A 24,171-nucleotide genomic window follows, 5' to 3' on the forward strand; every position below is an offset into this window, starting at 1 on the left:
AGGGCACCACTGCATGAATCAGGCAGCACGTGCCTGACGCCGAGGCACCGCCGGCATGTGTTCGACGCCGAACAACGCCATGTGAATCGCCTGTTGCGCCTGAAACGCCAGCGCCGCCCGTTCCTTCTGGGCACTGTCGATCGGCGTCAACAGGTGAATGCACACTTGCCCCCGAGGCTGGGCGAATAAGCGCATCAGGTGCGAAACCAGGTCGTCGTCACCAATGAAGGGTGCTATCAGGTCTGCCTTGCCGTCGCGCAGGTATTGAATGGCCACTGGCTGCACCGCCACGCCCTGGTCGATGGCACCGGCCAGCAGCCGGCCGTGGAAAGTGCGCAGCTGGCACCCATCGGTGGTAGTGCCCTCTGGGAAAATCAGCAGTGGCCGGGCCTGGCGCAATTGTTCGCTGATCTGTTCGCGCAGGCGCTGACTGTCGCCGCCACCGCGGCGAATGAACAGCGTGCCGGCTTTTTCTGCCAGCCAGCCGGCTACCGGCCACTGGCGGACTTCGGCCTTGGACAGAAACGAAAGTGGTAGCAGCATGCCTAGCAGTGGAATGTCGGTCCAGGACACATGATTGCTGACCCAGAGCATCGGCCGTTTTGGCCGCTCACCGGTTACCCGCACCTGGAACGGCAAAGCGCTGACCAGACGCTTCATGAACCAGCAGGACAAACGCTGGCGCAGCCCGAGAGACACCTTGAGCCCTGACCGGTCCCCCAGCGCGACGACAGTGGCCATGAGCAGGCCGAGCAACAATACCAGCAGCAGGCGGGACAGGCGGAGCAGTACCCGCACCCCACCCATCAGACGGCTGCCTTGAAGTGTCTGGCGTAGCGCGGGCACAGCTCGTCGCGCTTGAGCAGAATGAAGACGTCCGCCACCTGGAAGTCCTGGTCCCAGCAAGGCTCCCCACAGATCTTGGCCCCCAGGCGCATGTAGGCTTTGAGCAACGGGGGCATTTCGGCAATGACGTTGCTCGGCAACGCCAGGCTGGGCAGAGGTTTTTTTGGCTCGGCGCGCAGGTGCTCGTTGCACAGATAACGCTCGCGCAGCCGTTGCATGACCGCATGGGCTTGGACACCCCCGTCTTGCATGGGGATGCTGGCGCAGCCCATCAGGTAGCTGTAGCGGCCTTCGTTGAGCACCTCGGCCAATTCGCCCCAGAGCACGGCTATGGTGCCGCCGTTGCGGTAGTCCGGGGCGACGCAGGTGCGACCCAGTTCGAGGATCGGGCCCTGCAATTGACGCAGACCGTGCAAGCTGAATTCTTCTTCACTGTAGAAGCGCCCCAGGCTGCTGGCCGCCTGGTGATCGAGCAAGCGGGTGGTGGCCACCAGCTGGCCGGTGCTCAGGTCGCGTACGCCGATGTGCCGGCAGTGTTCATCGTAGTCATCCATGTCCAGACCCTGGTCAGCGCCTTTGAGCCTGGCCTTGAACTCTGCGCTGAACACCCTGAAACGCAGGGCTTGAGCCTCCTGAAGGGCTGCAGGCCCGACCAGGCGTTCGGCTTGCAGACGGCGTTCGGTGCTGTTGCCACCACGGTGAGCGATCCGAGTCATTGCGAGTCTCCATAAGCCAGCCATGAAGGGTTGCGGCCGGTCGGCTTTGTTGTGCACAGTCAGCCTAGGTAGGCGCGGTGTCACCCCGGTGAAGCTTTGGTGATGCTTGCATGACAGCCCCGTCAGCCTCTTGAAGGAGCGCCCTATGGCCTGGTTGCAACGACTCAACGACCCTTACCGCCAGCCATTGGCCGGCACCCTTGGCGAGGCCTATGCCGCGCAACTCGAGCGCCTTGGCGCGGTTGCCCCGTTCGAACTGGCGGTGCTGGGTGGGCGTGCCATGGCCACCCCGGGCCTGGCCTTTCTGATCGGTTACCAGGCCGCGCTGAGGGTGCTTTGGCCCAGTGCGCCGGCCAGCCTTGGTGCGTTGTGCGCCACCGAACAGCGCAGCGTGCGCCCGGCGGACATGCATACCCGGCTGGTCGGGTTGCGCCTGGACGGCACCAAGGACTTTGTTACCGCGGGCCTTGATGCAGAGTGGCTGTTGGTGGCTGCGCGCAGCGAAGCGTTGGGCGACGCGCCGCAGCTGAAGTTAGCGGTGGTGTATCCGGGTGAGGCCGGGGTGACGTTGGAAGCATTGCCCACCCTGCCGCTGATGCCAGAGGTAGGGCATGGACGCCTGCACTTGCAGGGTGCGTCCTGCGAATTATTGGCAGGGGACGGTTGGGACGCCTACGTCAAACCGTTCCGCTCGTTGGAAGACCTGTACGTGCTGACGGCTTTGACGGCTTGGTTATATGGGGTTGGACATGAGTGCGACTGGCCCCGGGACTTGCGTCTGCGCCTCCTTGGACTGTTGGCTGGGTGCGCCGAGGGCAGCCGGCAATGCGCTGACAGCGTTGCTTGCCACCTCTTGCTGGGGGGCTTGTTCTCGCAGTTCCAGGCGCTGCGCGCAGCGGTCGATGAGGCGCTGCTGGCGGGGCCGCAGCAATGGGCTCAGCTGTGGCAGCGTGATCAAGGGGTGCTGGGACTGGCCACGGCGGCGCGGGAACAGCGCCTGGCCAAAGCCTGGTCGGGCGCAGGGCTGTCATGAAAAGCGGGATCCTGTAGTTCTCTCAGCTCCTGGGCCGCTGATGCGCTTTTCCGACCATGAAAGCCTCCTGAGAATACCGTCGGCTTATTCCGCCAAAAAAGCACCCCTCCGGTCGCTTTGTAATGGGCTTGGCTCAAGCGTATTGCCCGGACTACGTGAAACCATGGCTGCCCTTGAGCGGCCTGGAAGAAGACCGCCGGCAGCGGCGGGAAAGCGCCCAGGGGCCAGGCCTGCGCAGCCCGGCTGCCTGGCAGGGTGCACAAGCAGGCTGGCGCTTGCTGCCATGAAAGCAGGCGGTTAAGGTTGGCGGTCAAGTTCTACGAGACCTGTCATGTTCAACTTCAGTCGCCTTCTGCCTGCTCTGCTGCTGGCCCTGTGCTTGCCCGCCCATGCCAATTGGCACCTTGATGGCGAGTCATCGCGCCTGTCATTCGTCACCGGCAAAAATGGTGATACCGCCGAGGTGCATCGCTTTTTAGTGTTGCACGGCAGTGTCGACCGAAAGGGCGCGGCTGCGCTGCGCATCGAGATGGACTCGGTCAGCAGCGGGGTGCCGCTGCGTGACGAGCAGATGCGCGACCATCTTTTCGAAGTGCAGCGCTTTGCCGAGGCCAGCGTGAAGGCGCAGATCGACCTGCGGCCGATCAACGACCTGGCCGATGGCGCGCAAATCGAGTTGCGCCTGCCGTTGACCGTCACCCTGCATGGGCAGTCCCACAGCTACAACGCGCTGCTGCTGGCCACCCGCCTGGATGAGCGGCGCTTCCAGGTAGTGACCCTCGAACCGTTGGTGCTGCGCGCTTCTGACTTCGGCCTGTTGCCCGGGCTGGAGAGCCTGCGCAAGTTTGCCAAGTTGAAATCCATCAACCCATTGGTACCGGTCAACGCGGTACTGATTTTCAACGCCCGCTGACATGCCAGGGCCCGTATTCCCCTGGCGCGATGGCAATCAATTCGAACTGCTGATCGACGGCCCTGCGTTCTTTCCCAGGATGCTTCAGGCGATTGCCGGTGCGCAGGCACAGGTGGACCTGGAGTTGTATCTGGTCGAGGCCGGTGCCTGCGCCGAGGCTGTGGTCCAGGCGCTGGAACAGGCGGCAGTACGCGGCGTGCGGGTGCGCTGCCTGTTCGATGACTATGGCTCTTTGGCCTTCACTGCAGCGTTGCGCCAGCGCCTGCTGGATGCCGGCGTCTATCTGCGCTGGTACAACCGCCTGCGCTGGAAGCGTGGTTTGCGCAACCTCTACCGTGACCATCGCAAACTGTTGCTGGTCGATGAGCGTTGGGCCGTGGTGGGTGGCACCGGGGTTACCGACGAATTCTGGGTGCCCGGTGAGTCAAGCAGCGCCTGGCATGAGGTGATGGTGCAAATGCATGGCCCTGTGGTGAGCGACTGGCAACAGCTGTTCGACCGCCAGTGGCAAGCTAACGAACGTCGTACCGCCTGGCGCCCGGCCGAAGGCTTTGGCCTGCCTCGCCTGCCCAAGTTGCCGGCGCAAGGGCAGGGCATGGGCCGAGTGGCCTATGCCGACGCCCGCCAGCATCAGGACATCCTGCATTCGCTGGTGCGGGCAATCAACAGTGGCAAGCAGCGAGTGTGGCTGGCCACGCCGTATTTCTTGCCGACTTGGAGCGTGCGCCGGTCCCTGCGCCGGGCTGCAGGGAAAGGGGTCGACGTGCGCTTGCTGCTGACTGGCCCGCGCACCGACCACCCTTCGGTACGCTATGCCGGGCACCGCTATTACCCGCGCTTGCTGCGAGCGGGTGTGCGTATCTACGAATACCAGCCCTGTTTCCTGCATTTGAAAATGGTGCTGATCGACGACTGGGTCAGCATTGGCTCATGCAACTTCGATCACTGGAACCTGCGCTTTAACTTGGAGGCCAACATCGAGGCGCTCGATCCGCCTTTGACGGCCGCTGTACACGCCAGCTTCGAGCGTGACTTCGCCTTGAGCCAGGCTGTCGACCTGGACCACTGGCATGCCCGGCCGCTGTGGCGCCGGGTGAAACAGCGCATATGGGGTTGGCTGGACAGGCTGGTGGTCAACCTGCTCGACCGACGGGACTGAGAGCAGCTATCGTGCACTGACGGTTTCCAGGCAATCGAAGGAGTGGGTGTGATGACGGCGAAGAAGATTCTCATGCTGGTTGGCGACTATGTGGAAGATTACGAGGCGATGGTGCCTTTCCAGGCGCTGAGCATGGTCGGCCACACCGTTCACGCGGTGTGCCCGGAGAAGGTCGCTGGGCAGACGGTGCGCACAGCGATTCATGACTTCGAAGGCGAACAGACCTACAGCGAAAAGCCGGGGCATAATTTTGCACTGAACTACGACTTCGTGCGGGCTCGGGCCGAGGGTTACGACGCGCTGCTGATTCCTGGCGGCCGCGCCCCGGAGTATCTGCGCCTGGATGAGCGGGTTCTGGAGCTGGTGCGGGCCTTCGACCAGGCCGGCAAGCCGATTGCAGCGGTGTGCCATGGTGCGCAGTTGTTGGCAGCCGCAGGTGTGCTGCAAGGGCGCGAGTGCAGTGCGTATCCGGCGTGTGCGCCGGAAGTGCGGCTGGCCGGCGGCACCTTCATCGATATCGCGGTGGACCAGGCACATGTGGATGGCAACCTGGTCACTGCGCCAGCCTGGCCCGCCCACCCGGCCTGGCTGGCGGCGTTCCTCAAAGTGCTTGGCACCCATATCGCCTGATCGGGCCGCTCGGCAGGTTCACTCTACCTGCTCGACCCAATCGTTGAGGTTGTAGTAATTGGTGATCCGGGCAATCTTGCCGCAGTGAATGTAGAAGAATGCCCCCGCTGGCAGCACGTAAGTCTGGCCCGTGGCCGCCGGCAAGCCTTCGTCGTCGGCCAGGTATTGGCCGTGGACGGTGAACTCGGCTGCTGCGCGGCTGCCGTCGGCGTTCTGCATGACCACGATGTCGGCCAGGCGCTCGCGGTAGCAGCGGTTCATCTTGTCCATGAACGCGGCGAACTTCGCTTTGCCCATTTGCCGCTCGCCCTGGTTGATGTCGTGAATCACATCTTCGCTGAGCAGTGCCAAGAACGTTGGCATGTCACCGGCGTTGAAGGCGGCATAGTAAGCGTGGACCAGTTCGGTAGCGGTCATGGAACAGTTCCTGTCGTGTAGGGAAAAGGCGATGTGCTGGCTTGGATGATAGGGTTTCCCCTCAAGCCCGGCTTAGCCGAGCGCGTCATCCACATCGACAAAACGACCGCCAAGCATGCAAATACGCCTGTTGCACGGCGCCGCTATCGCGCCTTACATCGATGACCTCGCTCGCCTGCGCCTGACCGTGTTTCGCGAGTTTCCCTATCTTTATGACGGCACTGCCCAGGACGAGGCCGACTACCTGGCCAGCTACACCCGTTCCGGGCGCAGCCTTATGGTGCTGGCCCTGGACGAAGGCAAGGTGGTAGGTGTTTCGACCGGCCTGCCGCTGGTGGATGTAGCCCCTGAGTTCCAAGAGCCGTTTCTGGCGTTGGGGCGCGACCCGGCAAGCGTCTACTACTTCGGTGAGTCGTTGGTGCTGCCGGAGTACCGTGGCCGTGGCCTGGGAGTGCGCTTTTTCATTGAGCGCGAATCCTATGCCCATAAACTGGCCGAATTCGACTTTTGCGCGTTTTGCGCCGTGGAGCGTCCAGGAACGCACCCGCGCCGGCCGGCGGACTATAAGCCGCTGAACGGGTTCTGGCGCAATCGCGGCTTCCTCCATGACCCAGCGCTGCGGACCCACTACGCCTGGCGCGACCTGGACGAAACCCACAGTTCGGAAAAAATCATGTCCTTCTGGACCAAGGAGCTACCGGCTTGATCCGCCTCGCGGCGTGCCAGTACGCCATCGAACTGCATGAAACCTGGGATGCGTATGCCGAGCACCTGCAAGGGCTGTGCGCCGAGGTCGTGGAGGCCGGCGCCCAACTGCTGCTATTGCCTGAATATGCCGGGTTGGTGCTTAGCGGGCAGTTGCCGGTTGAGCAGCGGGGCGACCTGAAGGCCTCGATCGCCGGCATTCAGCCGCTGGTCGAGCCCTGGCTGGCTTTGTGCGAGGGCATTGCGCGGCGTTGGGGCATCTACCTACAACCAGGCAGCCTGCCGGTGCTCGACCTTGATGGGCAGTACCGTAACCGAGCCTGGCTGTTCGGCCCCAAGGGAGTGCTGGGCTATCAGGACAAACTCATCATGACCCGCTTTGAGCGAGAGCAGTGGGGCATTGCTGCCGGTGATGGGCTGCAGGTGTTCGACACCGCGCTTGGCCGTTTGGGCATCCTGATTTGCTATGACAATGAGTTCCCAATGTTGGCGCGCTACTTGGCTGAGGGCGGCGCTGACCTGATCCTGGCGCCGAGCTGCACCGATACCGAAGCGGGCTATCACAGAGTGCGCATAGGCGCGCAGGCTCGGGCGCTGGAAAACCAGATAGCGGTGTTACAAAGCCCGACCGTGGGCCTGGCACCGTGGTCGCCAGCACTGGATGAGAATATCGGCCGGGCTGGGCTGTTCGTTCCGCCAGATTACGGGATGCCGCAGGACGGGGTGATTGCGCTGAGTGAGGCGTTGAGCCCGGTGGGCAGCCAGTGGCTGATGTGTGAAGTGAGCCTTGAGCACGTGCGGCGGGTGCGGCAGCAAGGGCAGGTATTTACCCGCAGGGACTGGCCGGAGCAGTTCGAACGTCTGCTCTGAAACAGCAGCGGCCCCGGTTTGGGGCCGCCACCGTGATATCGGGCTTACTTCACTTCAACTGCCAGGCTCTGGGCAATCTTGCTCTGCCACAGGGCAGGGCCAGTGATGTGTACCGATTCGCCGTTGCTGTCGACGGCTACGGTCACCGGCATGTCCTTGACCTCGAACTCATAGATCGCTTCCATGCCCAGCTCGGCGAAGGCCAGAACCTTCGACTTGCGAATGGCCTGAGCCACCAGGTAAGCAGCGCCACCCACGGCCATCAGGTATACGGCCTTGTTGTCCTTGATCGCCTCGATTGCGGTCGGGCCACGCTCGGACTTGCCGATCATGCCCAGCAGGCCGGTCTGCTCGAGGATCTGGCGGGTGAACTTGTCCATGCGCGTGGCAGTGGTCGGGCCGGCAGGGCCCACCACTTCGTCACCCACTGGGTCGACCGGGCCGACGTAGTAGATGAAGCGGCCTTTGAGGTCGACTGGCAGTTCTTCACCGCGGTTGAGCATCTCGACCATGCGCTTGTGGGCAGCGTCGCGGCCAGTGAGCATCTTGCCGTTGAGCAGGATGGTCTCGCCTGGTTTCCAGCTGGCGACTTCTTCGGGGGTGATGTCGTCGAGGTTGACGCGACGGGCACTTGGGCCGGCTTCCCAGACGATTTCCGGGTAAGCGTCCAGCGACGGCGCTTCAAGCTCGGCCGGGCCGTTGCCGTCGAGCACGAAGTGGGCGTGACGAGTGGCGGCGCAGTTGGGGATCATGCACACCGGCAGCGAGGCGGCGTGAGTCGGATAGTCCATGATCTTGACGTCGAGCACGGTGGTCAGGCCACCGAGGCCCTGTGCGCCGATACCCAACTGGTTGACCTTGTCGAACAGCTCCAGACGGATCTCTTCAAGGCGGTTCTGCGGGCCACGGGCTTTGAGTTCGTGGATGTCGATGGACTCCATCAACACTTCCTTGGCCATGACCGCGGCCTTCTCGGCGGTACCGCCGATGCCGATGCCCAGCATGCCTGGCGGGCACCAGCCAGCGCCCATGGTCGGCACGGTCTTGAGCACCCAGTCGACGATCGAGTCGGACGGGTTGAGCATGGCCATCTTCGACTTGTTCTCCGAGCCGCCGCCTTTGGCGGCAACGTCCACTTCGACCTTGTCGCCTGGAACGATCGAGTAGTGGATGACGGCTGGAGTGTTGTCCTTGGTGTTCTTGCGCGCACCGGCCGGGTCGGCCAGGATCGAGGCGCGAAGCACGTTTTCAGGCAGATTGTAGGCGCGACGCACACCTTCGTTGATCATGTCGTCGACGCTCATGGTGGCGCCGTCCCAGCGCACATCCATGCCCACACGGATGAACACGGTGACGATACCGGTGTCCTGGCAGATCGGGCGGTGGCCAGTGGCGCACATGCGCGAGTTGATCAGGATCTGGGCGATCGAGTCCCGTGCGGCGGGGGATTCTTCACGCAGGTAGGCTTCGTGCATCGCCTGGATGAAATCGACGGGGTGGTAGTACGAGATGAATTGCAGGGCGTCGGCGACGCTCTGAATCAGGTCGTCTTGCTTGATCACGGTCATGCAGCGCGCTCCTCTTAAAGACGGGAACATTCAAAAAGACGTTCGACGGTGCCGACCAGCGTGTCGAAGCGCCTTGCAAGGCGCGCCGGCAGGCTGGCCGACGCAAAAGGGCGCGGCAGTATAGCGCGCCTCACTGCGCGAAACACCTGCGTGTGGTCTGGACCTTGGTCGGCTACTAGCGGGCATCGTTTTTGCTGCCACCTTGCGCTTGGCTTACAGTGACCCGGTGACCGTTGGAGAATGACTTACCATGCCTGAACTTAGCGTGGGCGCAAAGAGCTGGGCGGTGCCCACTGGCAGCAACCTGCTCGATGCCCTCAACGACGCGGGGCTGAACGTGCCCTACAGCTGCCGAGCCGGCAGTTGCCATGCGTGCCTGGTGCAGTGCCTGGCCGGGCAACCGCAGGATGCGTCGCCCCAGGCCCTGGCAGCGGACAAACATGCCCAGGGTTGGCGCCTGGCATGCCAGTGCCGGGTTGTCGAGAACTTGCACGTTGCGCTGTTCGACCCCCAGCAGGACGGGGTGCCAGCGCGGGTGTGCGGGCTGGACTGGTTCGGCGATGTGCTGCGTGTGCGCCTGATCCCTGAACGGGGGTTGCGGTATCAGGCTGGGCAGCATGTGGTGGTGTGGAACGGCCCTGTTGCAAGGCCTTACTCGTTGGCCAGCCTGCCGGGTGAGGACGGTTATCTGGAGTTTCATATCGACTGTCAGCGGCCAGGTGCCTTCTGCGACAAAGCCCGTGGGCTGCAACTAGGCGATAGCTTGCGCCTTGGCGAGGTTCGCGGTGGAGCACTGCACTATGACCCGGACTGGCAGGCGCGGCCGCTCTGGCTATTGGCAGCGGGCACTGGGCTGGCGCCGCTGTGGGGCATCTTGCGCGAGGCATTGCGCCAGGGGCATCAAGGTGAGATTCGGCTGCTGCACATAGCCCGCGATGGTGCCGCGCATTATCTGGCGCAGCCGCTGTTGCAATTGGAAGGTGTGAAGGTCGAGCTGGTGCTGGCACAGCAGATGGATGAGGCGTTGGCACGCCTGAGCCTGTCGTCGCGGCAAACTATAGCGCTGGTGTGTGGAGGGGCGGGGAGTGTCGAGCGGTTCGCCCGGCGGCTGTTCATTGCCGGGGTGCCGCGCGGGCAGGTGTTTGCCGATGTGTTCGTTGAGCATGCCTGAGGCAGTTGTGTGGCGAGTGCCGGCCTCATCGCGACCTGCGGTCGCTCCTACGGGGGAACGCAATTTTCCGTAGGAGCGAGCGAAGGTCGCGATAAGGCCGCAAAGGCTATCAGCCGACCAGCGGATCACCCACGTGCAGGATCTTCATGCCGTTGGTGCCGCCGATGGTGTGGTAGCTGTCACCTTTGGTCAGGATCACCCAGTCACCTTGTGCCACCAGGCCGCGCTTGAGCAGCTCGTCCACGGCCGCCTGGCTGACTTTGTCGGCCGGCAGCGATGCCGGGTCGAAGGCGATCGGGTAGACACCACGGAACATGTTGGCCCGAGCCTGAGTGGCGCGGTGCGGCGACAGCGCAAAGATCGGCACGTGCGAACGCAGGCGCGACATGATCAGTGGGGTGTAGCCGCTTTCGGTCAGCGCGATGATCGCCTTTACACCCGGGAAGTGGTTGGCGGTGTACATGGCCGCCAGGGCGATGCTTTCGTCACAGCGCTCAAAGGTGGTGTGCAGGCGGTGGCTGGACTTCTGGCTAGTCGGATGCTTCTCGGCACCCAGGCAGATACGGGCCATGGCCTGTACGGCTTCGATCGGGTAGGCACCGGCGGCGCTCTCGGCCGACAGCATCACCGCATCGGTGTTGTCCAGCACGGCGTTGGCCACGTCCGATACTTCGGCACGAGTCGGCATCGGGTTTTGGATCATCGACTCCATCATCTGGGTCGCAACGATCACCGCCTTGTTGTTGCGGCGAGCGTGCTGGATGATCTTCTTCTGGATGGCGATCAGCTCGGCGTCGCCGATTTCCACACCCAGGTCGCCACGGGCAACCATGACGGCGTCAGAGGCTGCGATCAGCTTGTCCAGGGTTTCATCGTCGGCAACGGCTTCGGCGCGTTCGATCTTGGCGACCAGCCAGGCGCTGCCACCGGATTCGTCACGCAGCTTACGGGCGTACTCCATGTCGCTGGCGTCACGTGGGAAGGAAACCGCCAGGTAGTCCAGGTCCATTTCCGCGGCGAGCTTGATGTCGGCCTTGTCTTTTTCGGTCAGAGCCGGTGCGGTCAGGCCGCCACCTTTGCGGTTGATGCCTTTGTGGTCCGACAGCGGGCCGCCGATGATCACCACGCAGTGCAGGGCGTCCGCGGTGGCGGTTTCGACGCGCATGACCACACGCCCGTCGTCGAGCAGCAGTTCGTCACCAACGCCGCAGTCTTTGACCAGGTCGGGATAGTCGATACCGACGATGTCCTGGTTGCCTTCGGTCAGCGGGTGGGCGGTGGAGAAGGTGAATTTGTCACCGATCTTCAATTCGATGCGCTTGTTGGCGAATTTAGCGATGCGGATCTTCGGACCTTGCAGGTCACCCAGCAGCGCGACATGGCGGCCGTTCTTGGCGGCGATGTCACGGATCAGGCGCGCACGCGCCTTGTGCTCGTCCGGCGTGCCATGGGAGAAGTTCAGGCGTGCCACGTCCAGGCCGGCGAGGATCAGCTGTTCGATCACTTCCGGCGAGTTGCTGGCGGGGCCAAGGGTGGCGACGATTTTGGTACGGCGGATGCTCATGCACAGACTCCTATAGTGAAGCGCAGCGAAAGGCTACTCCTCAATTACGCTGTAGTCATTGTTCCGTTGCACTACCTGCCAGCGATGCAGGGTGGCATTTGAACGGCAGGCGTATGCTTGCAAAAGGCTGTGAAGATTTGCCGGCCATGGTCGATAAACTGGCATCAAAGGAGATACCCCATGCGCGCCCTGATCTTGATTGCCCTGGCTGCCAGCACCGTCGGCTGCACCCGCTGGTCCATGGACCACCATCTGAACAATGCCTACCGCGCCTATGACCGCGGCGATTGTCAGCGAGTCATGCTGGAACTGTCGCAGGTCGACCGCACCAGCCGTGCGCGGCCGTTCATCCACCCGGAAGCCACGCTGTTGCGGGGCCAGTGCCTTGAGCGCGACAAGCTTTACCTGGACGCGGCGCAAACCTATGAGTATCTGATTCAGCAATACCCAGGCAACGAATATGCGTTTCGGGCCAAGGCGCGCCTGCAAACCCTGGAAAAGCTCGGGCACTATCGTGGGCCAGAGGCTGCGGTGAGTCATCCCGTCGGCACCCCCACTTGGCGTTAATACCAAGGTGTGGTTTATTTCACAGGCTAGGCTTGGCGCACTGCGCTAATCTGTAACTCAGTTGTTACAACAACCGCCAGTACCTTGCATCCCTGGCACCTTTACGGGACTGCACTCGCGAACATGTTCAACAAGCGCCATATCGAACGCCATCAGTTGACCGGTGTGCTGACGGTCTACAACCGCCACACCGATCAACCCATCGGCCAGCTGGGCAATGCCTCGGAAGACGGCATCATGCTGATCAGCTCGCTGCCGGTTCTGGTCGGCCCGGATTTCGAACTGCAGTTGCGCCTGCCACTGCCCAACGGTGGGTTTCAGTTCATCAACTTGACTGCCAGTTGCCTGTGGTGCCGTGAAGACCAGACGCCAGGCCACTACGATTCGGGTTTCATGCTGCTGCAGGCGCCGCGCGAATACGAAGAATTCGTCCACTCACTGCGCGAGTATTTCAGTTTCCACCCTGCCAACGCTTCCGCCTGAGCCTGGCTCCGTTAAAATCGGGTCGACCGCGAAACAGGACGACCCCGTGACAACCAGCATTTTCTGGCACGACTACGAAACCACTGGCATCAACCCGCGCTGCGATCGCCCGTTGCAGGTGGCCGGCGTGCGTACCGATCTTGAGCTCAACGAGATCGACCAACCGATCAACCTCTACTGCCGCCCTTCGGACGATATCCTCCCGCACCCGGCCGCTTGCCTGGTCACTGGCATCACCCCCGAGCAACTTGCCAACCAGGGCTTGTGCGAAGCCGAGTTCATGACTCGGGTTCACCAGCAACTGATGCGTCCCGGCACCTGCAGTGCGGGTTACAACACACTTCGCTTCGACGACGAAGTGACCCGCTACAGTCTTTACCGCAATTTCTTCGACCCCTATGCCCGCGAATGGCAGGGCGGCAACAGCCGCTGGGACCTGATCGACGTGGTGCGCACCGCATATGCCCTGCGCCCGGAGGGGATTGTCTGGCCGCAACAGGATGGGCGTACCAGCCTGCGTCTGGAGTTGTTGAGCCAGGCAAACGGTATCGACCACGGCCATGCCCATGAGGCGCTTTCCGACGTACGGGCGACGATTGCTCTAGCGCGCTTGATAAGGCAGAAACAACCCAAGTTATATGAGTGGCTGTTCCAGTTGCGCAGTAAGAAAAAAGTCATGGACCAGGTCCAACTATTGCAGCCGCTGGTACACATATCCGGGCGCTTTTCCGCAGCGCGACACTATCTGGGTGTGGTTCTGCCATTGGCATGGCACCCGCGTAATCGCAATGCACTGATTGTGTGCGACCTGCATCAGGAAACCCTACCGTTACTAAGGGAAAGTGCCGAAGTCCTACGCGAACGTTTGTACACCCGGCATGATCAATTGCTTGAAGGGCAATTACCGGTTCCGCTCAAGTTGGTGCAGATCAACCGCTGCCCGGTTGTCGCTCCGCTGTCGGTATTGCGCCCAACTGATCAGCAACGACTGGGCATCGATTTGGCCTTGCTGCAATCGCGTGCCGATCAGTTGATTAATCAACGCGCACACTGGGAAGGTAAGCTTGAGCCTATCTACGGCAGTGAACATTTTGCTGCGGTAGAAGATCCTGAGCAGCAGTTGTATGAGGGTTTCATCGGTGACCGCGACCGCCGTCTGTGCGAGCAAGTTCGCACCTTGGACCCTGCTCAATTAGGCCACGGGCATTGGATGTTCGATGATCAACGCCTGCCGGAGTTATTGTTCCGTTACCGTGCCAGAAACTTCCCTGAAACCTTGAACAGCGAAGAACGCCAGCGTTGGTATGGCTTCTGCCAGCAGCGCCTTAGCAACCCGCAGTGGGGCGCACCCAACACATTGGGCGATTTCGAAAAGGCCAGGCTGGCCGCTTGGGCCACCGCCGACGAGGCCGGCCGGCGGGTACTCGGCGCTTGGCAGGTGCACGCCGAACTTCTGCGGGAGCGGTTTGCTATCAATGCCTGAGTGCAAAACAAAAACGCCGGCAACATGCCGGCGTTCTTGTTTGTATAAGCAGTGGATGCTGTGGATTATCAGTCCAGCAGGCTAGCCCAGCTTTCAACCACGTCGCCACCCCATTTGGCTTTCCATTCTTTCAGGGTTTTGTGGTTGCCGCCTTTGGTTTCGATCACTTCACCATTGTGCGGGTTTTTGTATTGCTTGACTTTACGTGCACGCTTGGTGGCAGTAGGTTTAGCCGAGCCGCGTGGGCCTTTGCTCAGTTTGGCATCTGGGTCGAGCAGGGCAATGACGTCGCGCAGCGACTTGGAGTATTCACCCATCAGGTTGCGCAGTTTGCCTTCGAACTCCAGTTCTTTTTTCAGCTTGTCATCCTGAGACAGGTTGGCCAGGCGGGCCTGAAGTTCCTTGATGGCTTCTTCGGTAGCGCGGTACTCGTTGATCAGGGACATGGAGTGTTCCTTAATGCGTGTTCAGAAATGAGTGAGGCAATAATAGACAGCCCATAGTCTCAAGTAAACATAATATTCAACGCGCAGCAGCAATTAACGATGTGACAAAATATCTCAGGATTAAAAAAAATTTACATAGGTTGAGCAGTAACTCAACGCGGTTCGCAGTGTGAGCTCAAGCGAGGGCTTGCGGCATCTGTGCTCGGCTGTGCCGAAGGCCTGCGCAATGATTACTGCGTTTTTCCGGGCGTGCCGTTAGAATGAGCGCCTTTGCGAAGTTCTGGAGTCTTGATTCATGCGCACCTATCGTCTGGTGATCGCTTGCCCCGACCGTGTCGGCATCGTGGCGAAAGTCAGTAATTTCCTGGCCCTTTACAATGGCTGGATCAACGAAGCCAGCCATCACTCCGATGAGCAGAGCGGCTGGTTCTTCATGCGTCATGAAATTCGCGCCGAATCGCTGCCATTCGGTATCGAAGCTTTCCGCGAAGCTTTCACGCCAATTGCCGAAGAGTTCTCCATGACCTGGCGTATCACTGACTCGGCGCAAAAAAAGCGCGTCGTGCTGATGGCCAGCCGCGAATCGCACTGCCTGGCTGATCTGCTGCACCGCTGGCACACCGATGAGCTCGATTGCGATATCCCATGCGTGATCTCCAACCACAACGACCTGCGCAGCATGGTCGAGTGGCATGGAATCCCGTTCTTCCATGTGCCGGTCGACCCCAAGGACAAAGCCCCGGCTTTCGCCGAAGTGTCTCGCCTGGTGCAGGAGCACGCCGCTGACGTCGTGGTGCTGGCGCGCTACATGCAGATTCTGCCACCGCAGCTGTGCCAGGATTATGCCGAGAAGGTCATCAATATCCACCACAGTTTCTTGCCATCGTTCGTAGGTGCCAAACCCTACCATCAAGCGGCCCTGCGTGGTGTCAAGCTGATCGGCGCAACCTGCCACTACGTGACCGAAGAGCTGGATGCCGGCCCCATCATCGAGCAGGATGTGGTGCGGGTTAGCCATGCCGATAGCATCGAAGACATGGTCCGCTTCGGCCGCGACGTCGAGAAGATGGTGCTGGCCCGCGGCCTGCGTTATCACTTGGAAGACCGGGTGCTGGTCCACGGCAACAAGACTGTGGTATTCGACTGATTGGTATTGGGGGCCGCGCTGCGGCCCCTGTCAATTGGGAGCGATAAAGCAGTGGCAAGATCGCGTAATTCACCCACCGCTTCACCACCGCCTACTTTGGGCGAAGGCTGCCTGGCCCGTTATGACCCCCAGGCGCTGAGCGAAGAGGACGGCACCGAGTTCCCAGGTGCCGAGCAACTATGGCGCCAGCTCAACCCGCCTGACGCCTCCAGCGCTCCAGCAGAGGGCGTGCCACCAAGCAGACGAATACCGGCCCGCCCGCCAGCAGATAAAAGTAATACGTGATCGCTCGCCAGATCAGGATTGCCGCTGCCGCTGTCGAACTGCCAACCAGGGGTGCCAGCAGGCTGGCCGAGGTCAGCTCGGCGGCACCGGCCCCCCCTGGTAACAAGCTGAATTGCCCGGCACTGAGCGAGAGCATCTGGACGAGAAAGCTGGGTATCCATGACAGTTCAGCCCCCAGCCCCTGAAGCACCAGGTACAGCACGCTGTAGCGCAGGCTCCAGTGAACGCAGGTGAGGGCGAATACCAGCGCCAGGGTGCGCTTTGGCAATTGCCAGGTCTGCGCCAGCGCGGCTATGAAATGCAGCAGTTTACGAGCCCAGCGGCGCCTGCGTCTGCCTGCCACGCCCAGGCGCTTGAGCAGGCGCCCGTTCAGGCGCATCAGCGCGCGGCGATAGCGCAACAGCGCCACGATGATGGCCAGGGCGACGCATAGCAGTAGAGCGCTGCCCAACAACATGCTTTGCTGGCTTCGACCAAGGCGATTAAACAAGGCATAGCCAGCAATTGCCAGCATCGCGCAGAAGAAGAACAACAGGTCATTGAGTTGGTCGGCGGCGAACACTGCGCCGCTTCGGGCCGGGCCTATGCGGTTGCGGGCCAGCAGAGCCATGAGCGTGACCGGGCCGCCGCTGCCACCTGGGGTGGTGCAGATGGCGAACTCGGTTGCCATGATCACACCGAGGCTGCGGGCGTGGCTTAGCTGCTTGCGTTGCTGGCCGAGCAACAGCCGTAGGCGCATGGCATTGATGACCCAACACAGCAGAATCATCCCCAGCAGCGTCAGCAGCAAGCTCGGGTCGAAAGCCATCAGCCTGGGCCACAGCTCGCTGCCACCCAACAGCATCGGCACCAGCATGGCGCCGGCCAGTGCCAGTGCCAGCCAGCCGAAGCGGTTCATGCGACCACCTGGCGCTCCAGCCAGGTCGACTTGGTCAGCGGTTCACGCCCTTGCAGCAGTAGCTTGTCCAGGGTTCGCAACCAGTAGTCGCGGGATGAGCGGTGGCGCATGTCCACCGGGTGCAGCCCCAGACGCAAGGTGTCGGCACTGCGCCAGCGGCGGCATTGCCAATCGCTGACGATTTTCGAAAGCCCTCTGCGCCAGGCACTGCGCGCGCTCCATACCAGCCCCGGCGCCTCGTAGGCGGTAAAGTCTGGCAAGCGATACAGGTGCTGGGGGGTGCTGGTGTAGCGCAGCGGCAACTGGGTAAGTGCCTGGCGGGTACCTTGGCTCATCAGCCAGGCGGGGGCGACGAAGCCGGCAACCGGCCAGCCCTGGGCGTTGAACACCTCCAGGCCCTGCTCGAGGCGCTGTAACGCTTGCGCTTCATCCAAGCCATAGAACTCACCTTCGTGGGTATACACGCGGCGCATGAAGTATTCGCCAAGGCTGCGGGGGGCGGGGCCTTCGTCGGCATGATAAAGGCCGTGCAGCGCCAGTTCGTCGCCCCGTGCCAGGCGCCGCTCGAGCAGGCGACAGAACGCGGGGGAGTGGGTAAGGAGGTTGCGGTGATGAAAATCTGGAACGACCAGCCAAGTCATTGGGACATTGCCCATCTCGTCCACGGCCTGCACGAAGGGCTGGTAGTCGGGCCAGGTTTCTGGCGCTACATCGTGCAGCACCAACATCACGCTGGTGGAGTTGCTGCCGGCCTCAACCATGGGCGCGCACCTGCGGCTGGTGGCCAAGCACGGCTTGGTATTGTTCCAGCAGGCCATCAACCACGTGGTCCCACGAATAATGCTGCTCCACATGCTGGCGCGCCTGGGCGCCGAGCTTGCGCACGCCCGCTTCGAACACTTCGCGCACTGCCTGGGCCATGGCCTGGGCATCGTTAGCCCGGCACAGTTGCCCGCACTGATCATTGACGATTTCGCCGAAGGCTCCGGCGCGTACCGCGACCACCGGGGTGGCGCTGGCCATGGCCTCGAGTATCACCAGGCCAAAGGTTTCCTGGTCGCCGGCATGCACCAGCAGGTCGGCGCTGGCCATCAGCCGGGCTACCTCTTCTGGGGGGCGGAACTGGTCCATGACACTGACGTTGTCGGGCACATTGGCCGGCATGTTCGAGCCCACCAGCAGCAGGTGGTACGGGTGCCCCAAGTGCTGCATGCATTGCAGCAGGACGGGCAGGTTCTTTTCACGGGAGCCGCGCCCGGCGTAGATCAGCAGGCGGCTGGTATCGGCGATGCCCAGCTCGGCACGCAGTTGCGGGTCGCGACGGGTAGGGTGGAAGGTGTTCAAGTCTACGCCCAGGCGCTGAACGTGCACATCACGCACCCCCAGCCTGCGCAGCTTTTCGGCCATCACCAGGCTCGGCGCCAGTACCCGGTCGAAGTTGCCGTAGAGTTTGCTGACATAAGCTTCGGCATTGGGTGTGAACCAATTACCCATGCGGTTGCTTACCAGCAGGGGTAAGTCTGAGTGGTAGAAACCGATCACCGGGACGTCCAGCTTGCGCCGGGCCTCAAGCGCCGCCCAGGCGGTCAGGTAGGGGTCGCCCACTTCGATCAGGTCTGGCTGCAGCTGGCGCAGCACATTGCACCAGGGTGCCAGGCGCACGGGAAACCGGTAGCCCTTGCCGAAAGGCAGGGGTGGCGCGGGGACCTGGTAAACGCCATCGGCATGAGTAGCACTGGCGCCGGGTATCAGAAGGCTGTGCTCCACGCCGGCAAGGGCGCCGAGACGGTGGTGTTTGGCATCGAGGTATGTCCGCACGCCGCCGCTGGCGGGAGCGTAGAACATGGTGATGTCGGCGATGTGCACGATCAGCATCCCTCCGGGATCGTATTCAGGTCTGTCATCTGCCATTAAGGCCGGTGATGACGCGCCTAAAGATTGACCTGACTGAAGGATAGTTTGTTCGATCGGAGTAGGGCACCGGCTTTGCCGGTGTTGGCGGGTAATCCCGCACCTAGGTGGGCCGCGCATGCTTTGGGGTGAGCACAAACCAAGGCAGCGGCGCGAGCCGCGAAGCGTGCGACGCGAGAGGGTAGTGACAGTGCCCGCAAAGCAGGCACTGTGGGACACGGTCAGATGCGGAAGCTGCCGACCAGATGCTTGAGGCGAGTGGCTTGTTGTTCCAGATCAGAGCAGGCGCGCAGGGTGGCCTGCAAGTTCTCGACGCCTTCCTGATTGAGCAGGTTGATCTCATTGATATCCATGTTGATCGACTCGACCACCGCCGTCTGTTCCTCGGTGGCGGTGGCTACCGACTGGTTCATGCCGTCGATCTCACCGATACGCACCGTCACGCTGTCCAGGCGTTCACCAGCCTGGTTGGCGATCTGCATGCTGTCCTGGCTGTGGCGCTGGCTTTGGCCCATGGTTTCGACCGATTCGCGGGCACCAACCTGCAGCTCTTCGATCATGCTCTGCACCTGCTGCGCCGACTCCTGGGTGCGGTGGGCCAGGTTGCGCACCTCGTCGGCGACCACGGCGAACCCGCGTCCGGCCTCACCGGCGCGTGCAGCTTCGATGGCCGCGTTGAGCGCTAGCAGGTTGGTCTGCTGGGAAATGCTGGTGATCACCTCGAGAATCTGGCCGATGTTCACGGTCTTGCTATTGAGTGTTTCGATGTGCGCACTGGAGGTGACGATCAGGTCGGACAGCCGGTTCATCGCCGCGATGTTACGCTCCACCACCTGCTGACCTTCCTCAGCCAACAACCGTGCAGAGCTTGCATGCTGCGAGGCCTGAGCTGCATTGCCAGCGATTTCCTGAGCAGCCGCGCCCAGCTCATTGATGGCTGCGGCGACACTGTTGGTGCGGTTGGACTGTTCGTCGGAATTGGCCATCGACGAGTTGGATGCGCTGATCACCCGCAGGGCGACTTCGTTGACGTGCTCGGTAGCAGAGGACACTTCGCGGATCGAGCCGTGAATACGTTCGACGAAGCGGTTGAAAGCCTTGCCCAAGATGCCGAATTCATCATGGTTGTGGATGGTCAGGCGCTTGGTCAGGTCACCTTCGCCTTCGGCGATGTCTTCCATGGCGCGGGTCATGGTATGCAGCGGCTGCATCAGAACGCGGATCAGCAGGCCGAGCAGGCCAATGATGATCACCACGGCCACCACGGTTGCGATCACTGCCGAGGTGCGGAAGGTGCTGAGCATGGCAAAGGCTTTGTCCTTGTCCAGCGACAGGCCGATATACCAGTTGGCGGCAGGCAAGCCTTTGATCGGGGTGAAGGTCAACAGGCGTGCCTGGCCGTCGCTGACCACTTCTGTCAGTGCACCCGACAGTTGCGGTGTGTGCTGCGGGAACAGGTCCGACAGCGATTTCATCACCAGATCCTTATCGGGGTGAACCAGGATCTTGCCCTGGTCGTTGACCAGGAAGGCATAGCCCATGCCGCCGAAGTTGAGCGAGTTGATGATCTGCACCAGGCCATCGAGCGCCAGGTCCCCACCTACCACGCCGACGTTGCCAGCGACCTTGCTCAGAATGCCGATGACCATCTTGTTGGTAGTCAGGTCGATATAGGGCTCGGTCAGAATCGCCCCTTGGGCGTTCATGCCGTCCTTGTACCAGGGCCGGGTGCGCGGGTCGTAGCCATCAGGCATCTTGGCATCGGGGCGTACGCTGAAACCACCATCGACCTTGCCCAGGTAGACCGTGAGAAAACTTGAGGTCAACGCATTCTGACCCATCAGTGTTTCGGCATTGGCCGGCTGTTGAGCAATGTTCTGCGCCAGGTTTTCAACCAGCTTGATCCGGCCATCGAACAGGTTGCGGATGTTGGTTGAAGTGGACTCGCCCATTTCAGCCAGGTAGTTCTCGAGGTCTGCGCGGATTGCATTACGCTGAAGATAGTCGTTGTACAAAGTGAACAGGCTGAAGGCAAGTATCACGATCAAAGAGGCAGCCCACAGAATCTTGTGGCTGAAACGCAGGTTTTTGTTCATGGCGTAATCGGTTCCGCTAAGGTCTTTTATCGAGCGGTCGCGCGCTAGGCGCTGACGGTGCAACACCCCGAAAATTCCTTTTTCGAAAGCTCCGGTCCTATCTAGGCGAATATCAACTGAAGGTATCGGCTGAACTAAGCTAAAGCTTGAGCGAGGATTCAAAGAGATGTCGGAAATTTCTTCCATAGTTGTAGGCTCTGATCCGGGCGGTCAACCGGTTCAGCAACCCATGCGCCTTGCCAATCGTCACGGCCTGATCGCTGGCGCCACCGGGACTGGCAAGACGGTGACCCTGCAGCACCTGGCGGAAGTGTTCAGCGACGCGGGTGTAGCGGTGTTTGCGGCAGATATCAAAGGCGACCTGTGCGGTTTGGGGGTGGCAGGCACGCCCCACGGCAAAGTGGCCGAGCGAATTGCGGGCATGCCGTGGCTGGGCTACACGGCAAAAGCCTATCCAGTGTCGCTGTGGGATGTTGCCGGGCAGTCCGGCCACCCGTTGCGCACCACCCTCAGCGAGATGGGGCCATTGTTGCTGGGTAACCTGCTGGAGCTGACCGATAGCCAGCAGGCTGCGCTGTATGCTGCTTTCAAATTCGCAGACCGTGAAGGCTTGCTGCTGCTGGACTTGAAAGACCTTAAAGCCCTGTTGGCGCACCTCAAAGACGATCCGCAATTGCTCGGCGAAGACAGCGCGTTGATGACCACCGGCTCTACGCAGGCACTGCTGCGGCGGTTGGCCACCTTGGAGCAGCAAGGCGCTGAAGCATTGTTTGGCGAGCCGGCGCTGCAATTGGAAGACTTAATTCGGCCTGACACCGACGGCCGTGGACGCATCCATCTACTCGATGCTAGCCGATTGGTGCATGAGGCACCGAAAGTTTATGCCACCTTCCTCTTGTGGCTGCTGGCCGAGCTTTTCGAACAGCTGCCGGAGCGCGGTGATGCCGAAAAGCCGGTGCTGGCGCTGTTTTTCGATGAGGCGCACCTGTTGTTCAACGGCACGCCAAAAGCGTTGCAGGACCGCCTTGAGCAGGTGGTACGGCTAATTCGCTCGAAGGGCGTGGGGGTGTATTTCGTCACTCAGTCGCCCAGTGACCTGCCCGATAGCGTATTGGCGCAATTGGGCTTGCGCATCCAGCACGGCTTGCGCGCTTTTACCGCCAAAGAGCAGAAATCGCTCAGGGCTGTGGCTGATGGCTTTCGTCCTAACCCTGCATTCGACAGCCTGGCAGTGCTGACAGAGCTGGGGATTGGCGAGGCATTGGTCGGCACGCTGGAAGACAAAGGTACGCCGGCCGTGGTTCAGCGGGTGCTGATCGCGCCACCGCAATCGAGGATAGGGCCGTTGACGGCAGCCGAGCGCAGCGCGCTGATTGCGGCTTCACCCCTGCTTGGGCGGTATGACAAGGTCATTGATCGGGAGTCGGCCTACGAAATGCTCACCCAGCGTAAAGGTGAGCCGGTGGAGCCTGTGCCTGTGCCTAAGGCCGATGAAGAGAGCTTTGCCGACAAGGCGGGCGAGTTTCTGCAGAGTGCGGCGGGGCAGGCGATCAAGTCGGCGGTGCGCCAGGCGGCCAATCAACTGGGCCGGCAGTTGGTGCGCGGGCTTATGGGCTCGTTGCTGGGCAGCAAGAAACGTTAGGTTGCCCGGTGCAGGCACTGTGCAAGCAACGGTCTTTTCTAACCGCGCCTGCCTATTGGCGGGTAAAGCGGTGCCATGCACCGCTTTACATGCTTTACGGCTAAGGCCGCTCCCGCAGTGCCTTTTTTAGGCCAGCGCCTTCGATGCCAGCCAGAACAGACCAGCGGCCAGGCCCATCGAAGCAGGTAGGGTCAGGACCCAGGCCAGCAGGATGGTCTTCACCGTGCCGCCTTGCAGGCCGCTCTTGTTGGCGACCATGGTGCCAGCGACGCCGGACGACAGCACATGGGTGGTCGACACTGGCAGGGCGAACACGTTGGCCATGCCGATGGCGCACGCTGCGGTGATCTGCGCCGACATGCCCTGGGCGTAGGTCATGCCCTGCTTGCCGATCTTCTCTCCGACGGTGAGCACCACACGTTTCCAGCCGACCATGGTGCCCAGGCCCAAGGCCAGGGCGACGGCCACGATCACCCAGAAGGGAGCGTATTCGGTGGTCGCGGTAAGGTCTTTGCGCAGCTTCTCGAGGTCTGCCTTTTCGCGGGCATCCAGGCCAGGCAACTTGCCGACTTTTTTCGCGGTGTCATCCAGGCACAGCAGGTAGCGGCGCACTTCAACGCGCTTGTCGGCATCCAGGGCGTGGTAGTCGGTCACGCCTTGCAGCGAGGTCTGCAGCGCAGCAATGGTCGGTTCGGTCTGCTGCGGGTTGCAGCTGAACTGCTCGGGCAGGTCGGTCGACTTGGCCTTGCCCAGTGCCAGGAACTCACCCAAGGTGGCAGCGTTGCGCTCGTAGAACTGGCTCATGTGCAGCGTGGCGTCGCGGGTCCGTTCGATCTGATAGGTGGTGCTGTTCAGATCGAGAACGAACTTGGCCGGGACGATACCGATCAGTACCAGCATGATCAGGCCGATGCCTTTCTGGCCGTCGTTGGAGCCGTGTACGAAGCTCACGCCCATAGCCGAGATGACCAGGACCAGGCGGTTCCAGAACGGCGGATGCTTCTTGTCGTCGAGCTTGCGGCGTTGTTCTGGCGTCTTGTGCATTTTCGACTGCGGGCGCCACCACTTAAGGCCAATCAGCACCAGCGCAGCGACGGCAAAGCCTGCGATCGGCGACACCACCAGCGACATGGCGATGTCGATCGCCTTCTGCCAGTTCACGCCGTCGCCCAGCGGGATGTCGTTGATCAGCGCATTTGCCAGGCCCACGCCGAGGATCGAGCCGATCAACGTATGCGAGCTGGAGGCAGGAATGCCGAAGTACCAGGTGCCGAGGTTCCAGGTGATGGCGGCGGCCAGCAACGAGAAGACCATGGCCAAGCCATGCCCTGTATTCACGTTGATCAGCAGCTCGACCGGCAGCAGGTGCACGATGGCATAGGCCACCCCGACCCCTCCGAGCAAAACGCCGAAGAAGTTGAATATGCCGGAGAAGAACACGGCAAGGTGTGGGGGCATGGCTTTGGTATAAATGACAGTGGCTACCGCGTTGGCGGTGTCATGAAAGCCATTGATGAACTCGAATGCGAGCACGAAGGTCAAGGCGAGTAGCAAGCTCACCAACACCCAGGCATCCAGTCCGCTGAATAAATCGATCATGAAGGTTGTCTGGCGGTCATAG

The 24,171-nt window shown here is 61.6% G+C and carries 23 protein-coding genes and 2 pseudogenes; 13 read left to right on the forward strand and 12 right to left on the reverse strand.

The window, feature by feature from the left end:
- Positions 1 to 18: 18 nt before the first annotated feature.
- Both HU725_RS04550 and olsB read right to left on the reverse strand, forming a co-directional pair.
- Complete coding sequence (locus tag HU725_RS04550) at positions 19 to 807, reverse strand: lysophospholipid acyltransferase family protein (RefSeq protein ID WP_186477634.1); 789 nt, start codon at positions 805 to 807, stop codon at positions 19 to 21.
- A complete protein-coding gene (gene olsB / locus HU725_RS04555; RefSeq protein WP_060478089.1) occupies positions 807 to 1,562 on the reverse strand; it encodes an L-ornithine N(alpha)-acyltransferase in 756 nt (251 codons plus the stop codon). Before olsB ends, HU725_RS04550 begins: the two co-directional genes overlap by 1 nt.
- A 145-nt stretch (positions 1,563 to 1,707) precedes the next feature.
- On the opposite strand from olsB, the gene HU725_RS04560 reads away from it, so the two are divergent.
- The 5 genes and pseudogenes from HU725_RS04560 to HU725_RS04580 all read left to right on the forward strand — a co-directional run bounded on the left by HU725_RS04560 (position 1,708) and on the right by HU725_RS04580 (position 5,297).
- Positions 1,708 to 2,595, forward strand: a complete 888-nt coding sequence (locus HU725_RS04560) for an acyl-CoA dehydrogenase middle domain-containing protein (RefSeq protein WP_186477516.1) — start codon at positions 1,708 to 1,710, stop codon at positions 2,593 to 2,595.
- Between the two features lie 40 nt (positions 2,596 to 2,635).
- Positions 2,636 to 2,882: pseudogene (locus HU725_RS04565) on the forward strand (amidase).
- 44 nt (positions 2,883 to 2,926) lie between these two features.
- Positions 2,927 to 3,508 (forward strand): YceI family protein, encoded by a 582-nt coding sequence (locus HU725_RS04570; RefSeq protein WP_186477518.1) that lies wholly within the window; start codon positions 2,927 to 2,929, stop codon positions 3,506 to 3,508.
- A gap of 1 nt (position 3,509) precedes the next feature.
- Entirely contained in the window at positions 3,510 to 4,667 is a 1,158-nt protein-coding gene (locus tag HU725_RS04575) for a phospholipase D-like domain-containing protein (protein WP_060478085.1), read from the forward strand.
- A 48-nt stretch (positions 4,668 to 4,715) separates the two neighbouring features.
- Positions 4,716 to 5,297 carry a DJ-1/PfpI family protein gene (locus HU725_RS04580; RefSeq protein WP_186477519.1) on the forward strand — a complete coding sequence of 194 codons (582 nt, stop codon included), beginning with the start codon at positions 4,716 to 4,718 and terminating at the stop codon, positions 5,295 to 5,297.
- A gap of 18 nt (positions 5,298 to 5,315) precedes the next feature.
- Here the strand turns inward: HU725_RS04580 and HU725_RS04585 are convergent, their stop codons facing one another.
- A complete protein-coding gene (locus HU725_RS04585) occupies positions 5,316 to 5,714 on the reverse strand; it encodes a nuclear transport factor 2 family protein (RefSeq protein WP_060478083.1) in 399 nt (132 codons plus the stop codon).
- 115 nt (positions 5,715 to 5,829) lie between these two features.
- On the opposite strand from HU725_RS04585, the gene HU725_RS04590 reads away from it, so the two are divergent.
- Together HU725_RS04590 and HU725_RS04595 are read left to right on the forward strand one after the other, a co-directional pair.
- Positions 5,830 to 6,420 carry a GNAT family N-acetyltransferase gene (locus tag HU725_RS04590; protein WP_186477520.1) on the forward strand — a complete coding sequence of 197 codons (591 nt, stop codon included), beginning with the start codon at positions 5,830 to 5,832 and terminating at the stop codon, positions 6,418 to 6,420.
- The gene (locus HU725_RS04595; protein ID WP_186477521.1) at positions 6,417 to 7,289 is read left to right on the forward strand and encodes a carbon-nitrogen hydrolase family protein; all 873 of its coding nucleotides are present in this window, start codon (positions 6,417 to 6,419) and stop codon (positions 7,287 to 7,289) included. The genes HU725_RS04590 and HU725_RS04595 overlap by 4 nt, the downstream gene beginning before the upstream one ends.
- 44 nt (positions 7,290 to 7,333) lie before the next feature.
- Here the strand turns inward: HU725_RS04595 and HU725_RS04600 are convergent, their stop codons facing one another.
- Positions 7,334 to 8,857: a fumarate hydratase gene (locus tag HU725_RS04600; protein ID WP_060508498.1), complete on the reverse strand. Its 1,524-nt coding sequence runs from the start codon at positions 8,855 to 8,857 to the stop codon at positions 7,334 to 7,336.
- A gap of 250 nt (positions 8,858 to 9,107) precedes the next feature.
- Here HU725_RS04600 and HU725_RS04605 point away from each other — a divergent pair, with 250 nt between their 5' ends.
- Entirely contained in the window at positions 9,108 to 10,028 is a 921-nt protein-coding gene (locus tag HU725_RS04605; RefSeq protein WP_186477522.1) for an iron-sulfur-binding ferredoxin reductase, read from the forward strand.
- A gap of 109 nt (positions 10,029 to 10,137) precedes the next feature.
- Here HU725_RS04605 and pyk read toward each other — a convergent pair whose 3' ends face one another.
- Positions 10,138 to 11,592 (reverse strand): pyruvate kinase, encoded by a 1,455-nt coding sequence (gene pyk / locus HU725_RS04610; protein ID WP_186477523.1) that lies wholly within the window; start codon positions 11,590 to 11,592, stop codon positions 10,138 to 10,140.
- A 180-nt stretch (positions 11,593 to 11,772) separates the two neighbouring features.
- Here pyk and HU725_RS04615 point away from each other — a divergent pair, with 180 nt between their 5' ends.
- The 3 genes from HU725_RS04615 (at position 11,773) to sbcB (ending at position 14,125) form a co-directional block, all read left to right on the forward strand.
- On the forward strand, positions 11,773 to 12,159 hold the full coding sequence (locus HU725_RS04615) for a tol-pal system YbgF family protein (RefSeq protein ID WP_060478077.1): 387 nt from the start codon (positions 11,773 to 11,775) through the stop codon (positions 12,157 to 12,159).
- 123 nt (positions 12,160 to 12,282) lie between these two features.
- Positions 12,283 to 12,642, forward strand: a complete 360-nt coding sequence (locus HU725_RS04620; RefSeq protein WP_060478076.1) for a PilZ domain-containing protein — start codon at positions 12,283 to 12,285, stop codon at positions 12,640 to 12,642.
- Positions 12,643 to 12,688: 46 nt separating this feature from the next.
- The gene (gene sbcB / locus HU725_RS04625) at positions 12,689 to 14,125 is read left to right on the forward strand and encodes an exodeoxyribonuclease I (protein WP_186477524.1); all 1,437 of its coding nucleotides are present in this window, start codon (positions 12,689 to 12,691) and stop codon (positions 14,123 to 14,125) included.
- A gap of 68 nt (positions 14,126 to 14,193) precedes the next feature.
- On the opposite strand, the gene mvaT is transcribed toward sbcB, so the two are convergent.
- Positions 14,194 to 14,571, reverse strand: a complete 378-nt coding sequence (mvaT, locus tag HU725_RS04630) for a histone-like nucleoid-structuring protein MvaT (protein WP_060478074.1) — start codon at positions 14,569 to 14,571, stop codon at positions 14,194 to 14,196.
- A gap of 295 nt (positions 14,572 to 14,866) precedes the next feature.
- Here mvaT and purU point away from each other — a divergent pair, with 295 nt between their 5' ends.
- Complete coding sequence (gene purU, locus HU725_RS04635) at positions 14,867 to 15,718, forward strand: formyltetrahydrofolate deformylase (protein ID WP_060478073.1); 852 nt, start codon at positions 14,867 to 14,869, stop codon at positions 15,716 to 15,718.
- A gap of 190 nt (positions 15,719 to 15,908) precedes the next feature.
- Here the strand turns inward: purU and gpgF are convergent, their stop codons facing one another.
- From gpgF to HU725_RS23080, 5 genes and pseudogenes are all read right to left on the reverse strand, one after another.
- Positions 15,909 to 16,901, reverse strand: coding sequence for a glucosaminyl phosphatidylglycerol flippase (gene gpgF, locus HU725_RS04640; protein ID WP_186477525.1), 993 nt, complete (start codon positions 16,899 to 16,901; stop codon positions 15,909 to 15,911).
- A complete protein-coding gene (gene gpgD / locus HU725_RS04645; protein WP_186477526.1) occupies positions 16,898 to 17,662 on the reverse strand; it encodes an N-acetylglucosaminyl phosphatidylglycerol deacetylase in 765 nt (254 codons plus the stop codon). Before gpgD ends, gpgF begins: the two co-directional genes overlap by 4 nt.
- A complete protein-coding gene (gpgS, locus tag HU725_RS04650; RefSeq protein WP_060478070.1) occupies positions 17,655 to 18,776 on the reverse strand; it encodes an N-acetylglucosaminyl phosphatidylglycerol synthase in 1,122 nt (373 codons plus the stop codon). Before gpgS ends, gpgD begins: the two co-directional genes overlap by 8 nt.
- A gap of 257 nt (positions 18,777 to 19,033) precedes the next feature.
- The gene (locus HU725_RS23075) at positions 19,034 to 19,798 is read right to left on the reverse strand and encodes a methyl-accepting chemotaxis protein (RefSeq protein WP_409489165.1); all 765 of its coding nucleotides are present in this window, start codon (positions 19,796 to 19,798) and stop codon (positions 19,034 to 19,036) included.
- Positions 19,799 to 19,891: 93 nt separating this feature from the next.
- Positions 19,892 to 21,094 (reverse strand): annotated as a pseudogene (locus HU725_RS23080) (cache domain-containing protein); the annotation flags it as partial.
- Between HU725_RS23080 and HU725_RS04660 the strand changes: the two are divergent.
- Complete coding sequence (locus HU725_RS04660; RefSeq protein WP_186477528.1) at positions 21,075 to 22,550, forward strand: helicase HerA-like domain-containing protein; 1,476 nt, start codon at positions 21,075 to 21,077, stop codon at positions 22,548 to 22,550. The pseudogene HU725_RS23080 and the gene HU725_RS04660 sit on opposite strands and share 20 nt — an antisense overlap.
- A gap of 126 nt (positions 22,551 to 22,676) precedes the next feature.
- Here HU725_RS04660 and HU725_RS04665 read toward each other — a convergent pair whose 3' ends face one another.
- Positions 22,677 to 24,149: an inorganic phosphate transporter gene (locus HU725_RS04665; protein ID WP_060478068.1), complete on the reverse strand. Its 1,473-nt coding sequence runs from the start codon at positions 24,147 to 24,149 to the stop codon at positions 22,677 to 22,679.
- Positions 24,150 to 24,171 lie beyond the last annotated feature (22 nt).

This window comes from Pseudomonas promysalinigenes (genome assembly GCF_014269025.2).
In the GTDB taxonomy this organism is placed as follows: Bacteria; Pseudomonadota; Gammaproteobacteria; order Pseudomonadales; family Pseudomonadaceae; genus Aquipseudomonas; species Aquipseudomonas promysalinigenes.

Bases quoted from the DNA above. Each gene is read 5' to 3' on its own strand.
- HU725_RS04550 (WP_186477634.1), bottom strand. From the start codon at position 807: ATGGGTGGGGTGCGGGTACTGCTCCGCCTGTCCCGCCTGCTGCTGGTA.
- olsB (WP_060478089.1), bottom strand. From the start codon at position 1,562: ATGACTCGGATCGCTCACCGTGGTGGCAACAGCACCGAACGCCGTCTG.
- HU725_RS04560 (WP_186477516.1), top strand. From the start codon at position 1,708: ATGGCCTGGTTGCAACGACTCAACGACCCTTACCGCCAGCCATTGGCC.
- HU725_RS04570 (WP_186477518.1), top strand. From the start codon at position 2,927: ATGTTCAACTTCAGTCGCCTTCTGCCTGCTCTGCTGCTGGCCCTGTGC.
- HU725_RS04575 (WP_060478085.1), top strand. From the start codon at position 3,510: ATGCCAGGGCCCGTATTCCCCTGGCGCGATGGCAATCAATTCGAACTG.
- HU725_RS04585 (WP_060478083.1), bottom strand. From the start codon at position 5,714: ATGACCGCTACCGAACTGGTCCACGCTTACTATGCCGCCTTCAACGCC.
- HU725_RS04590 (WP_186477520.1), top strand. From the start codon at position 5,830: ATGCAAATACGCCTGTTGCACGGCGCCGCTATCGCGCCTTACATCGAT.
- HU725_RS04600 (WP_060508498.1), bottom strand. From the start codon at position 8,857: ATGACCGTGATCAAGCAAGACGACCTGATTCAGAGCGTCGCCGACGCC.
- HU725_RS04605 (WP_186477522.1), top strand. From the start codon at position 9,108: ATGCCTGAACTTAGCGTGGGCGCAAAGAGCTGGGCGGTGCCCACTGGC.
- pyk (WP_186477523.1), bottom strand. From the start codon at position 11,592: ATGAGCATCCGCCGTACCAAAATCGTCGCCACCCTTGGCCCCGCCAGC.
- HU725_RS04615 (WP_060478077.1), top strand. From the start codon at position 11,773: ATGCGCGCCCTGATCTTGATTGCCCTGGCTGCCAGCACCGTCGGCTGC.
- HU725_RS04620 (WP_060478076.1), top strand. From the start codon at position 12,283: ATGTTCAACAAGCGCCATATCGAACGCCATCAGTTGACCGGTGTGCTG.
- mvaT (WP_060478074.1), bottom strand. From the start codon at position 14,571: ATGTCCCTGATCAACGAGTACCGCGCTACCGAAGAAGCCATCAAGGAA.
- purU (WP_060478073.1), top strand. From the start codon at position 14,867: ATGCGCACCTATCGTCTGGTGATCGCTTGCCCCGACCGTGTCGGCATC.
- gpgF (WP_186477525.1), bottom strand. From the start codon at position 16,901: ATGAACCGCTTCGGCTGGCTGGCACTGGCACTGGCCGGCGCCATGCTG.
- gpgD (WP_186477526.1), bottom strand. From the start codon at position 17,662: ATGGTTGAGGCCGGCAGCAACTCCACCAGCGTGATGTTGGTGCTGCAC.
- gpgS (WP_060478070.1), bottom strand. From the start codon at position 18,776: ATGCTGATCGTGCACATCGCCGACATCACCATGTTCTACGCTCCCGCC.
- HU725_RS23075 (WP_409489165.1), bottom strand. From the start codon at position 19,798: ATGGCCAATTCCGACGAACAGTCCAACCGCACCAACAGTGTCGCCGCA.
- HU725_RS04660 (WP_186477528.1), top strand. From the start codon at position 21,075: ATGTCGGAAATTTCTTCCATAGTTGTAGGCTCTGATCCGGGCGGTCAA.
- HU725_RS04665 (WP_060478068.1), bottom strand. From the start codon at position 24,149: ATGATCGATTTATTCAGCGGACTGGATGCCTGGGTGTTGGTGAGCTTG.